Below are 12,299 nucleotides of genomic sequence, written 5' to 3' on the forward strand. Positions count from 1 at the left end.
CACAGCTGATCTTCAGGGCAGCGCTACGCGCGCCCTACTTCAGGAGTCCTTGCCCGGCGCACGCCAGGAATTGACGTATTCGGGGACATCGACGCTGGCTGCGGCTTCACCGACCTCCAGGGCGCGACGCGTATCGATCATCACCGCCACTTCCTCGACGAAGGTCGCCGGGCTTTCCTGGCTCTTCTTCAGCGCCTTGGGATGGGGCCCATGGGGGAAGCCGCAGGGGTGCAGGGTGACCATCCCGGCCTCGATGTTGTCGCGGCTGAAGAAGTTGCCGCGGTGGTAGAACAGCACTTCGTCGTAGTCGTCGTTGTTATGGTAGAACGGCACCTTGAGCGCGCCCGGGTCACTCTCCACCGGCCTTGGCGTAAAGGTGCAGACCACGAAGCCGTTGGCGACGAAGGTGGTGTGCGCCGACGGCGGCAGGTGGTAGCGGTGGCTCATCAGCGGGCGGATATCCCGCCAGTTCAGGCGCACCACGGTGTTGTCGCCGTGCCAGCCGACCACGTCCAGCGGGTTGTAGGGATAGGTCACGGTGCTGATCTGGCCGCGCCGCTTGATCCTGATCTGCCAGGTGTTTTCGTCCTGCTGGGCCTTGAAGGCGTCGTCCAGGCGCGGATGGTCGAGCACCGCCGGGTCGAAGATCGCCTGGGGCCCGAGCAGACCCTTGTCCGGCAACTGGTAGGCGCCGTCGGTGTTCTCGATCAGCAGCATGAAGGTCGGCTCGCTGGCCTCGATGCGCCAGGCGGTGCCACGCGGGATCACCAGATAGTCGCCGTCGCGGTACTCCAGGTGGCCGAAGTCGCAGTAGAAGTGCCCCGCGCCCTCATGCACGAACAGCAGGTCGTCGCCGTCGGCGTTGCGCACCAGGTGACGCATGGCGCCATGGGTCTTCCACACGCGCAGCTTGACATCGCCGTTGTGCAGGGTCAGCGGCGCCAGCAGCGGACAGTCGCGCTCGCTGGCGATGTCGTTGAAGTTGAAGGCATGGGGGCGCAACGGCCCCTGCCAGTCGATCCAGCCGGTCGGCGGGTGCCTGTGATGCAGGTGCGCGGTCGGCCCGAAGAAGCCCTCGCGGCCCATCTCGCGCTCGAAGGTGCCCTGGGGGAAATCGCAGTGCGCCTGGCGCGAGCACTCGCCCTCGCGCAGGGGGAAGCTGATCCATTTACGGCTCATGAGAAGACTCCCTGTAGGGTGCGCCGGGCGCACCTCAAAACTCGGCATTGCTGGTGCGCGGGGCGCACCCTACGGACCGCCGGGCCATGGCCCGGCGCGGATCATTCGGCCTTGATCACGCCACGCTTGATCTGGTCTTCCTCGATGGACTCGAACAGGGCCTTGAAGTTGCCCTCGCCGAAGCCCTGGTTGCCCTTGCGCTGGATGATCTCGAAGAAGATCGGGCCGATCACCGTGTTGGTGAAGATCTGCAGCAGGATGCCGTCGTCGCCCGGCGTACCGACGCCCGGCGCTCCGTCGATCAGGATGTTCAGCTCGCGCAACACCTCGGTCGGTTCACCGTGGCCGGCGACGCGCTGGTCGACCTTTTCATAATAGGTGTCCGGGGTCTTCATGAAGTCCACGCCGTTGGCCCGCAGCTGGCGCACGGTGGCGTAGATGTCGTCGGTGGACAGGGCGATGTGCTGGATGCCCTCGCCGTGGTACTCGCGGATGAATTCCTCGATCTGCGACTTGTCGTCGGCCGATTCGTTGATCGGGATGCGGATCTTGCCGCAGGGCGCGGTCATGGCGCGCGACAGCAGGCCGGTGAGCTTGCCCTCGATGTCGAAGTAGCGGATCTCGCGGAAGTTGGCGATGCGCTCGTAGAAGCCCGACCAGACGTCCATCTGCCCGCGCTTGACGTTGTGGGTCAGGTGGTCGACTTCCTTGAGGCCCACGGCGTTGTCGTTGGGCGAGCGGCCCTCGATGTACTCGAAGTCGACGTCGTAGATGCTCTTGTCGCCATAGCGGTCGACGAGATAGAGCAGGGAGCCGCCGATGCCCTCGACGCAGGGGATGTTCAGCTCGCCGAAGTTGGCGTGGCTGCCGACCAGCTTGGCGCCCTGGGCCTCGACGTAGGCCGCGGCCTGGGCCGCGTTCTTCACCCGGAAGGCCATGGCGCAGGCGCTCGGCCCGTGCTTGAGGCCGAATTCGCGGACATGGCCGGTAGGGCTGCCGTTGAGCACGAAGTTGATGTCGTTCTGCTGGAACAGCCAGACTTCCTTGGAGCGGTGCTTGGCCGTCTCGGTGAAGCCCATGGCGGTGAACAGCTCGCGCAGCTGCTGGATGCCTTCGGGGGTCGGGGCGGTGTATTCGACGAACTCGAAGCCGTCGGTGCCGATGGGGTTGTGCTGTTCGATCTTGTTCACGGCGTTCATTGCGCCTCCTCGTTGTTGTGATGGACACACCGCCGCGCCCGGCGGCGGGTGGCGATGGAATGACTTCATCACAGCGGAGCAACGGAGCACGCACAAGCGCCATGCGGCGCCCATTGCAGGGCCTCACGGCGAATCTTGGCAGAATTTATTTACAGCGCAGGGCAAGCTGCCCGCCCAAGGTGTTAGCGTCCGCCAATCGTAACGTTTAGTTTACAAGGCGGTGCGCCCGGCTGCCGCCAAACCCCGGCAGTACCACGACAAGCAAGGGTTCAGACGCTTTCCGGCTTCACCCCGATCGACTTCCAGGCCCCACCCTTGGGCTCCAGCAGGCGTTCGACCTCGGCCAGGAACTCCTGGTTGTCGAACGGCTTGCGCACCAGGGCGTCGGCACCCAGTTCGAGGGCCTGGGCCATGCGCTTTTCGCTGTCCGCAGAAACCACCAGGATCTTCAGGGGAAACGGCATGGGCGAGCGCTGCAGGTAGCTCAGCACCCCCAGGCCGTCGAGGCCCGGCATGCGCAGGTCGAGGGTCATCAGCGCCGGCCTGAAGCTGTGCAGCATGGCGCCGGCGGCGAAGCCATCCGGCGCATGGGCCGTTTCAAAGCCGGCCGGCTTCAGCACCCGCGCCAGGGCCCGGGCCATGCTCGGGTCATCCTCGACGATCAGCACCCGCCGAGCGGGCAGCAACGACACGCCGGGCAAGGGAATATCGTTCTCCAGCATGAAGGCGTGCAGCGCCTCCTGCGGAACCCGATAGTCGCCGCGCCCTGGCAGTCGATAGGCCTGCAACAGGCCGCGCTCGATCCAGCGAATCACCGTGCGAAAACTCACCCCACACAGCAGTGCTGCCTGCCTGGTCGTCAGAACGTCGGACATCGCGATCCCCTCGCTGATAGTTGTGGGCCAATGATAACGACTCGCCCCGAACGTCGCTTAGCCAAGATAAACCATTGCCGCCATTTGTCGCATATGTCACATTTGGCATAAAGAAGCATCCTGGCCCCATCGGCGGGCCGGGGCAAACACCGTCAACACGAAGCGGACCGGCTTATCCGGTCCGCAACCTTCCTTCAGGATGAAGATCATCGATGCGCCGGATACCCGCGCCTGTGCCTTACCGTCTAGCCGCCCTCTGCGCCCTGCTGCTCGGCATCGGCCTCACCCTGATCCTCTGGTGGAGCGCGCAGAACCAGGCGCTGCAAGAGGCCCGGCAACGCTTCGAATTCCAGGTCCGCGAAACCCAGTTGGCCATCCGCCAGCGCCTGCTGGCCTACGAGCACGTCCTGCGCGGCGCCGCCGGACTGTTCGCCGCCTCGAAGCAGGTCGACCGTGATGAATGGCGACGCTATATCGACAGCCTTCACCTCGAGAGCAACTACCCCGGCATCCTCGGCCTGGGCTTCAGCCGATGGCTGCAGCCTGGCGAGGACCAGGCGCTGCCCCGGCAGATGCGCGCCGAGGGCTTGAGCAACTTCGCCATCTGGCCCCGGGGCGAGGGCGATGCCCACACCGCGATCGTCTTTCTCGAGCCCGACAACTGGCGCAACCAGCGCGCCCTCGGTTTCGACATGTACAGCGAAGCCACCCGCCGCGACGCCATGGAGCGCGCCCGTGACCTGGCCACGCCCATTGCCTCCGGACGGGTGCGCCTGGTTCAGGAAACCGAGTCCGCCCCGCAGCACGGCTTTCTCATGTACCTGCCGGTCTATCTGGACGGCCTGGTGCCCGCGGACCTGCAGGCCCGCCGACAAACCCTGCGGGGCTTCGTCTACAGCCCGTTCCGCATGGACGACCTGATGCAGGGCATCTTCGGCGCGCAAGCCAAGCCGCTGCTCCGCCTGCAGATCTTCGACGGCGCCAACGCCGCCCCCGAGTGGCTGATGTACGACAGCTTCGCCGGTGCCGCCGCGGACGCCATGCCGCTCTTCGACAGGCTACGCCACGTCAACTTCAACGGTCGCCAGTGGGCCCTGAGCTTCGCCTCGCTGCCGGAGTTCGAGCACAGCATCGAGCGCCAGAAGCCGGCGATGATCCTTGGCGGCGGCCTGCTGACCAGCCTGCTGCTCGCCATCCTGGTGTGGCTGCTGGGGGCCAACCATGCCCGCAGCCAGCAGCTGGCCAGGGCCAACCGCGGGCTGCAGGCGGAAATCGCCGAGCGGCGCAAGCTGGCGGACGCGCTGGTGCAGGCCAGGGACAAAGCCGAGGCGGCCAATCAGGCCAAGAGCGAGTTCCTCTCCAATGTCAGCCACGAGCTGCGCACCCCGCTGACCCTGATCCTGGCGCCGATCGAGGAACTGCTCGGCGCCACGGCCCCGGCCAGCCGCCGGCCACTGGCGCGGATCAAGCGCAATGCGCTGATCCTGCTCAACCGGGTCAACGACCTGCTGGACTTCGCCAAGGCCGAAGCCGGCATGACCGAGTTGCGCCCGCGCCACGTCGACCTGCAGCGGCTGATCAGCCAGCTGGCCGACGACGCCGCGCAGCTGGCGGCAAGCAAGCAGTGCCTGCTGCACTGGCAGATAGACCCGAAGCTGACCTGGGGCTACCTGGACCCCGACCACCTGGAGAAAATCCTCCTCAATCTGCTGAGCAACGCCATCAAGTTCACCCCGCCGGAGGGTCGCATCGAACTGACCGCGTTCATCCATGACGAGCAGCAGTTCAGCATCAGTGTCAGCGACTCGGGCCCCGGCATCGGCCAGGAGCAGCTGCCGCAGCTGTTCCAGCGCTTCCAGCAGCTGGACAACTCGGCCACCCGCCAACACGGCGGCACTGGCCTCGGCCTGGCCCTGACCAAGGAGCTGGTGGAACTGATGGGCGGCACCATCGAGGTGCACAGCGAAGCCGGTAACGGTTGCTGTTTTCTGGTGCAACTGCCGCGCGGCAGCCAGCCCCCAGTCGAGGACAACCCGCCCTTGCTCCCCGGCGACCCGACTTCACTACTGCTGCGTCACAGTCGCCTGCAGGAGAGCGCCGATTCATCCGAGACTGCGGCTACCGCGGCGCCGACCGGCACGGCACGGGTACTGGTGGCCGACGACAACCGCGACCTGCGCCAGTACATCGGCGAGCTGCTGGCGACAGAGTGCACCGTCGTGCTCGCCGCAGACGGGCTGCAAGCCTGGAACCTGCTGCAGAGCCAGCCGTTCGACCTGCTGCTCAGTGATGTGATGATGCCCGGCCTGGATGGCCTCAGCCTCGCCAGCCGGGTCAGGGCCGATACCCGCCTGGCCCAGCTGCCGGTGCTCCTGCTGACCGCCCGCGGCGGCCAGGACAACAGCATCAGCGGCCTGGCCTCGGGCGCCAACGATTACATCGCCAAGCCCTTCTCGCCGGCCGATCTGCTGGCCCGGGTGCGCAGCTGCCTGCGGCTGAGCCAGACCCAGCACCGCCTGCAGGAACAGGCCCACGACGCCGGCATGGCGCTGCAGGCGGCGGGCATCCTGCACAACCTGGGCAATGTGCTGAACGGCGTAACCGTGTCCTCGGCACGCCTGCGCGACAAGCTGCAGCATTCGAAAGTCGGCTCGGTGCGCCGACTGGCCGAACTGCTGCAGGCAGAACCAGCCGCCCCGCACAGCGCAGTTGCCGAGGACCCGTCGCACAGCCAGCAGGTGCCCGCCTATGCCCTGCAACTGGCCGAGCACCTGGAGGCCGAACGACAGGTCATGCTGGCGGACGCGGAACGCCTGCGCAGCTGCGTCGAGCATGTCGAAGCCGTGCTCGCCAGCCAGCGCCAGCTGATTCGCCCGGACCTGCAGGTGCGCGAACCCGTGGTGCTCGGCGAGCTGCTCAACCACGCCGTGCAAATGGCCAGGGCGGCCTTTATCGCCGCGGACCTGCGCATCGAGCGGCTTTACTGCGAGAGCGACATCGCCCTGACGGACCGCCACCAGGTCCTGCAAATCCTGCTCAACCTGCTGCGCAACGCCAACCAGGCCACCGCCGAGCTGCCCACGGGGAGCAAGCGCATCAGCCTGCGCACCTTCCGCGACCCGGACGGCGTTCGCCTGGAAGTCCAGGACAACGGTGTCGGCATCGCCGCCGAGCGCATCGCCACCCTGTTCGACCAGGGCACCACGACCCGCGGCGAAGGCCATGGCTATGGCCTGCACATGAGCGCCTACCTGGCCCAGGGCCTGGGTGGCCGTATCAGCTGCCGCAGCGACGGCCCCGGCCTGGGCGCCTGCTTCAGCCTGGAGCTGCCTGCCCCGTGCAGCCAGCCCTCCACCATCACCCCAAACACCTACGCCGGGACTACCGAAGCCTAAGCCATGTCGACCGAGCCACTCAGCCTCATCCAGCGGCAGCCGAGCAACGCCGCCACCACAACCGCTCAGGCCCCAGCGAACGAGCCGAGCGCCTATCTGGTGCTGGGCAACAGCCACGAGCCGGCTGCGCCGCACCAGCCAGAGCGCGGGATCGCGGACGTCGAGGCGGCGGCGCGGATTCTGCTGATCGACGACAACCGCAACAACCTCGAGCTGATGCGCGAAATCCTGATTGGCGAAGACCGCAGCGCCGCGCGCCAGCTGGAGTCCCTGGAGGCCGCCCTGTTCGGCGCCAGCAAGCGCCCGGCCGGCAAGTCGCTGCCCAGCTTCGCCGTGGACCACTGCGAATCGGGTCGCCGCGGCCACGAGCTGGTCGCCAGCGCGCTGGCCGGCGCACGCCCCTATGCGGTTGCCTTCGTCGACATGCGCATGCCCAATGGCTGGGACGGCCTGCAGACCATCGAGGCGCTGTGGCAGCTCGATCCGCACCTGCAGGTGGTGATCTGCACCGCCTATGACGACCACAGCTGGGAGCAGATCATCGAGCGCCTGGGTTGCCTGGACAACCTGCTGTTCCTGCGCAAGCCCTTCGACCCCATCGAGGTGCTGCAACTGGCCACCGCCCTGAGCGAAAAGTGGCGCCTGCAGCATGCCCGGCAGAACCAGCTGGCCGAACTGCACGAGCACGTCGCCGAACGCACCCGCCATCTGCAGCAGGCCTTGGATCAGTGCCTGCGCGCCGAGCGCGAATTGCTGCACCTGGCCACCCATGACGCCCTGACCGGACTGGCCAGCCGCCCGCTGTTCATGGATCGATTGCAGCAGGCGATGGTCCTGGCCCAACGTCAGGAACGCCAGCTGCTGATTGCCTTCATCGACCTGGACCGCTTCAAGCAGTACAACGACCAGCTCGGCCGCAAGTGCGGCGACGAACTGCTGCGCATGATCGCCGATCGCATGAACGCCTGCCTGCGCGAGTCCGACACCCTGGCGCGCCTGGGCGGCGACGAGTTCGCCCTGCTGCTGCCAGACACCAAGCAGGCCAAGAACGCCATGGCCGCGCTGACCCGTCTGCTCGACCGGCTGGCCGAACCCTTCGCCCTCGAGGGCAAGGCGCTCAGCGTGACCTGCAGCCTGGGCTGCAGTGTCTACCCCGACGACGGCACCAGCGGTGAAGACCTGCTGCGCTATGCCACCATTGCCAGCTACCGGGCCAAGGAGCTCGGGCGCAACACCATCCAGGCCTACAACCCGCAGCTGCATGCCCGCCTGCAGGAGCGCCAGTTGCTGGAAAGCGCCTTGCACCAGGCCATCGCCAACCAGGAGTTCGAGCTCCACTACCAGCCCCAGGTCGACCTGCGCAGCGGCCGCATCTGCGGCCTGGAGGCGCTGCTGCGCTGGCACCATCCGCAACTCGGTAGCATCTCCCCGGCGCGCTTCATCCCGATTGCCGAGGAAAATGGCCTGATCCACCAGATCGGCGAATGGACCCTGTACAGCGCCTGCCGCCAGCTGCAGGCCTGGCAGCAACAGGGCATCCCCCTGCAGCGGGTGGCGCTTAACCTGTCGGCCAGGCAGGCCGCCCAGCCCGGCCTCGATGCGCTTATCAGCCGCTGCCTCAAGGAGACCGGCATCGATCCCAGCTACCTGGAACTGGAACTCACCGAGAGCGCCTCGATGAACGACCCCGAGCACATCATTCCGCTGATGCAGCGCCTGCGCAAACTGGGGATCAACCTGGCCATCGACGACTTCGGCACCGGCTACTCGAACCTCAGCTACCTGCAATTGTTCCCAGTGGGCAAACTCAAGCTCGACGGCTCCTTCGTCCGCGGCATTACCAGTGACGCCGGCAGCATGGCGATCATCGACGCGGTGATCGCCCTGGCCCATCGCCTGGGACTCAAGGTGGTGGCCGAGATGGCCGAAACCGAGGCCCAGGTCATCCAGCTGACGGCCCACGGCTGCGACCAGGTGCAGGGCTACTACTTCAGCCGGCCGCTGCCGGCCGCCGACCTGGAGCCGCTGCTGCGCGCCGGGGCGGCGGTACTGCCGACCGCCGGCACCGACGACGGGGCCAAGCGGGTGCTGATCCTCGACGACGAAGAGAACGTCACCTCGGCGATCCGCCGCGCCTTCCGCAACCAGCACTTCGAGGTGCTGACCGCCAACAACGCCGCCGAAGCCTTCGACCTGCTGGCGCGTCATCGGGTCGGCGTGGTGCTCAGCGATCAACGCATGCCCGACATGAACGGCAACCGCTTCCTCAACCAGGTGCGCATGCTCTACCCGGAGACGGTGCGCGTCCTGTTCACCGGCTACACCGACTTCCAGTCCATCCGCGAGGCGATCAACCTCGGCGCCGCGCACCAGTTGATCGACAAACCCTGGAACAACGGCGAGCTGCAGCAACTGATCACCCAGGGCCTCGAGCAATATGCGCGGAATCGCCAGCAACCGAGCCAGGCAAGCGCCTGCGGGGGGTAGCAACAACTGCATGAGCACAAGGCGCCAAGCGGGTTTGGCGCCGGCCCCGCTGGAGGAGCTGTATCACGCCACATTGATAGCATTTAGCCACCAATTACTCGGCTATCATGACCAGCACTACAGGGAGGTGCAGCGGACATGAACAGCGACAACCCGGACAGTGAAGACCTCGCCCAGGCGCCGCTCAGCGACGAACAGCGCCTGGCACTGCTGGAGAAAGGCCGACGAGTCGACCGCATTCTGCTGATTGGCCTGACCGCCATGCTGGCGGTGATTCTCGCCAGCTGCCAGACCTCGGTGCTGGTGGGCCAATTCGGCGAATCCGACGAGCGCGCCGACGCCCTGCTGATCCAGAGCCTGGAGCAACGGCAGCAGGCCCTGGAAAGCAGGATCGCGGCGCTGGAGCAGCAGACCGGCGAGCTCGCGGCAGCCTCAGACCACAGCGGCACGCTCGCGCGCCCCGTGGTCGACAGCCCCGATGCCATCAGCCAGGTGGCCAGGACCCTGATCGGCCAGGAGCAGAGCTACCAGACCAGCCTCATCGCCCTGAGAACCGGCATGGGCGAGCTGGCGGGGATGATCGCCGGCTCACGCAGCTGGCTGGACCACTACAACGAAGTGCTGGCCAAGCCGCTGGCCGAGAGCCAGGCGCGGGTAAAGGAGTTGCAGCAGTGGCGTGCCGGCCTCGAGCTGAGCTCGGCTGCCACGCCCGCCGCCCCAGGCGCCCCCTGATCCGGCGCTGGGGCGCCACTGCGCCTCAATGCTGCTGCAGATGCCCATACAACTTGGCGTAGAGCCCACCGACCGCGATCAGCTGCTGGTGGTCACCATCCTCGGCGATGCGCCCGCCATCGAACACCAGCACCCGGTCGGCCTGCTTAACCGCGCTCAGGCGGTGGGCGATGATCAGGGTAGTACGGCCGTTGAGGAACTGCGCCAGGGCCTGATGCAGGGAGTACTCGGTGGCGGCGTCCAGGGCCGAGGTGGCTTCGTCGAGAATCACCACCTTGGGCTCGGCCAGCACCATGCGGGCGATCGCCAGGCGTTGGCGCTGACCACCGGACAGCCGCACGCCCGAGCGCCCGACGATGCTGTCCAGGCCCTGCGGCAGCATGCCGATGGTGGTCGCCAGCTGGGCGATCTCCAGCGCCCGCCAGCAGGCCTCGTCGCTGCGCTCGCGGCCCATGCACAGGTTGGCGCGCACCGTGTCGTTGAACAGCGCCGGGTGCTGCAGCACCACCGCGACCTGATCGCGCACCTTCTCCAGGCCGATCTCCGCCTGGCTGCTGCCGCCGAAACTGATGGTGCCGGCCTGGGGCGTGTAGAGGCCGAGCAGCAATTGGACCAGGGTGCTCTTGCCGCCGCCGCTGGCACCGACTATCGCGACCTTCTCGCCGGCGGCGATGCTCAGGTCGAGGCGGTCCAGCACCGGCTCGTCGTTGTAGGCGAAGGTCAGCCCCTTGACCTCGATGCCGACCGTCTCGCGGCCCTTGAACGGGTCGATGCTTCCCGGGTATTGCGGTTCGTCGGCGCGTGCCAGCAGCTCATTGATCCGCTGCAGGGCGCCACCGGCGGCGTAGAAGGCGTACTGCAGGCTGAGCAGCTGCTCGACCGGGCCGATCATGAACCACAGGTAGCTGAACACCGCGAGCATCTGGCCGATCGACAGATCGGAGAACAGCACGGTGAGCATGGCGGCGGCGCGAAACACGTCGATGCCGAACTGGAACAGCAGGCCGCTGGCGCGATTGGACGCATCGCTCTTCCACTGCGAGGCGGTGGCGTAGTCGCGCACCTCCCTGGCACGGCCGCCGAGGCGGCCGAGGAAGTAGCCCTGGCGGTTGCCGGCGCGGATCTCCTGGATCGCCTCGAGGGTCTCGGTGAGCGCCTGGGTGAAGCGCGAGGTGCTGTCGTTCTCCAGCTTCTTCAGCTGCTTGACCCGTTTGCCCAGTTGCACCGAGGCGAAGATCACCAGCGGGTTGAACAGCAGGATCAGCAGCGCCAGCTGCCAGTGCATCCACAGCAGGATCGCCGCCGTGCCGGTGAGGGTCAGGGTCGCCACCAGGAAGCGGCTGAGGGTCTCGCCGACGAACTTGTCCAGGGTGTCCAGGTCGGTGACCAGGTGGGTGGTCACGGTGCCGCCGCCGAGGCTCTCGTACTCGCCGAGGGAGATACGCTTGAGCCGTTCGATCAGGCGGATGCGGATGCGGTAGACGATGTCCTTGGACAGGCGGGCGAACTGGCGCGCCTGCAACACGTTGAACACCAGCGCCGCGCCGCGCAGCAGCAGGGTCAGCAGCAGCATCAGGCCGATATAGCCGGCCGCGGTCTCCCAGGAGCCGGGCAGGAAGTGGTCCATCACTTTGAGCGCCGCGTCGCCATCGCCCAGCAGCACTTCGTCGACCAGCAGCGGCAACAGCAGAGGAATCGGCACGCTGCACAGGGTCGCCAGCAACGCCACGCCATTGGCCAGCAGCAGGGCCTTCTTGTGGTGCAGGGCCAGACGACGGACTTCCGCCCAGCTCAGGCGGTCAGCCATGGGCGACGCGCTCCAGCCAGCGCCCGAGCAGCGGCGCCAGGGTCTCCAGCGGTTGGTAGCCATTGGTCAGCAGGGCCAGCTGGCCGTCGCGCTCGGCCAGCAGCGTGGGGAAGCCGGCGATGCCTAAGTCCTGCACCCAGGAGAAGTCGGCCGCGGTGGCCGCACGCATGGCCGGGCTGTCGAAGGCCTCGGCGAACTCGATGCGCGGAATCCCCGCCTGCTCGGCCAGGCGCACCAGCTGCCCGGCCTGGGTGACGTCGACGCCCTCGGTGTAGAACGCCTGCTGGATCAGCTTGGCCAGCGGCCAGGTGCTGTCCGGGTCGAGCTGACGCGCGGTGACCAGCGCCCGGCAGGCCGGTTCGGTGTCGTAGACGAAGCCCTCGGGCAACCCCTCGTCGAAATTGAATAGCTGGCCGGTGCTGGCGTTGACCGCCTGCCAGTAGCCCAGGTAGCGCACCCGCGCCGCCGCATCGACGGCGATACGGTCGCGGCGCAGGCCGCCGACCACCAACTGCAGCGGCACGCCGGCGGCGGCCGCCTGCTCGGCGAGGGACTCGAGTACCGGGGCGAAGCCCCAGCACCAGGAACACATCGGGTCCATCACGTAGAGCAGGCGTGCGGGCAT

General features: G+C 67.1%; 8 protein-coding genes. 3 read left to right on the forward strand and 5 right to left on the reverse strand.

What is annotated here, in order from left to right; translation table 11 throughout:
- Window positions 1-39: 39 nt before the first annotated feature.
- The 3 genes from ACSX1D_RS12645 to ACSX1D_RS12655 form a co-directional block, all read right to left on the reverse strand.
- The gene (locus tag ACSX1D_RS12645) at window positions 40-1,179 is read right to left on the reverse strand and encodes a homogentisate 1,2-dioxygenase (RefSeq protein WP_439858832.1); all 1,140 of its coding nucleotides are present in this window, start codon (window positions 1,177-1,179) and stop codon (window positions 40-42) included.
- A gap of 101 nt (window positions 1,180-1,280) precedes the next feature.
- The gene (gene hppD / locus ACSX1D_RS12650; RefSeq protein WP_439858833.1) at window positions 1,281-2,378 is read right to left on the reverse strand and encodes a 4-hydroxyphenylpyruvate dioxygenase; all 1,098 of its coding nucleotides are present in this window, start codon (window positions 2,376-2,378) and stop codon (window positions 1,281-1,283) included.
- Window positions 2,379-2,647: 269 nt separating this feature from the next.
- Window positions 2,648-3,253 carry a response regulator gene (locus tag ACSX1D_RS12655; protein WP_439858834.1) on the reverse strand — a complete coding sequence of 202 codons (606 nt, stop codon included), beginning with the start codon at window positions 3,251-3,253 and terminating at the stop codon, window positions 2,648-2,650.
- Between the two features lie 233 nt (window positions 3,254-3,486).
- Between ACSX1D_RS12655 and ACSX1D_RS12660 the strand changes: the two genes are divergently transcribed.
- The 3 genes from ACSX1D_RS12660 to ACSX1D_RS12670 all read left to right on the forward strand — a co-directional run bounded on the left by ACSX1D_RS12660 (window position 3,487) and on the right by ACSX1D_RS12670 (window position 9,867).
- Complete coding sequence (locus ACSX1D_RS12660; RefSeq protein WP_439858835.1) at window positions 3,487-6,648, forward strand: CHASE domain-containing protein; 3,162 nt, start codon at window positions 3,487-3,489, stop codon at window positions 6,646-6,648.
- Between the two features lie 3 nt (window positions 6,649-6,651).
- Window positions 6,652-9,135, forward strand: coding sequence for an EAL domain-containing protein (locus ACSX1D_RS12665; protein WP_439858836.1), 2,484 nt, complete (start codon window positions 6,652-6,654; stop codon window positions 9,133-9,135).
- A gap of 138 nt (window positions 9,136-9,273) precedes the next feature.
- On the forward strand, window positions 9,274-9,867 hold the full coding sequence (locus ACSX1D_RS12670; RefSeq protein ID WP_439858837.1) for a hypothetical protein: 594 nt from the start codon (window positions 9,274-9,276) through the stop codon (window positions 9,865-9,867).
- Window positions 9,868-9,892: 25 nt separating this feature from the next.
- Here ACSX1D_RS12670 and ACSX1D_RS12675 read toward each other — a convergent pair whose 3' ends face one another.
- Together ACSX1D_RS12675 and ACSX1D_RS12680 are read right to left on the reverse strand one after the other, a co-directional pair.
- On the reverse strand, window positions 9,893-11,674 hold the full coding sequence (locus ACSX1D_RS12675) for an ABC transporter ATP-binding protein (RefSeq protein ID WP_439858838.1): 1,782 nt from the start codon (window positions 11,672-11,674) through the stop codon (window positions 9,893-9,895).
- Complete coding sequence (locus tag ACSX1D_RS12680) at window positions 11,667-12,299, reverse strand: DsbA family protein (RefSeq protein ID WP_439858839.1); 633 nt, start codon at window positions 12,297-12,299, stop codon at window positions 11,667-11,669. Before ACSX1D_RS12680 ends, ACSX1D_RS12675 begins: the two co-directional genes overlap by 8 nt.

This window comes from Pseudomonas sp. MBLB4136 (assembly GCF_051904765.1).
Taxonomy (GTDB): domain Bacteria; phylum Pseudomonadota; class Gammaproteobacteria; order Pseudomonadales; family Pseudomonadaceae; genus Aquipseudomonas.

Bases quoted from the DNA above. Each gene is read 5' to 3' on its own strand.
- ACSX1D_RS12665 (WP_439858836.1), top strand. From the start codon at position 6,652: ATGTCGACCGAGCCACTCAGCCTCATCCAGCGGCAGCCGAGCAACGCC.
- hppD (WP_439858833.1), bottom strand. From the start codon at position 2,378: ATGAACGCCGTGAACAAGATCGAACAGCACAACCCCATCGGCACCGAC.
- ACSX1D_RS12645 (WP_439858832.1), bottom strand. From the start codon at position 1,179: ATGAGCCGTAAATGGATCAGCTTCCCCCTGCGCGAGGGCGAGTGCTCG.
- ACSX1D_RS12680 (WP_439858839.1), bottom strand. From the start codon at position 12,299: ATGCCCGCACGCCTGCTCTACGTGATGGACCCGATGTGTTCCTGGTGC.
- ACSX1D_RS12655 (WP_439858834.1), bottom strand. From the start codon at position 3,253: ATGTCCGACGTTCTGACGACCAGGCAGGCAGCACTGCTGTGTGGGGTG.
- ACSX1D_RS12675 (WP_439858838.1), bottom strand. From the start codon at position 11,674: ATGGCTGACCGCCTGAGCTGGGCGGAAGTCCGTCGTCTGGCCCTGCAC.
- ACSX1D_RS12670 (WP_439858837.1), top strand. From the start codon at position 9,274: ATGAACAGCGACAACCCGGACAGTGAAGACCTCGCCCAGGCGCCGCTC.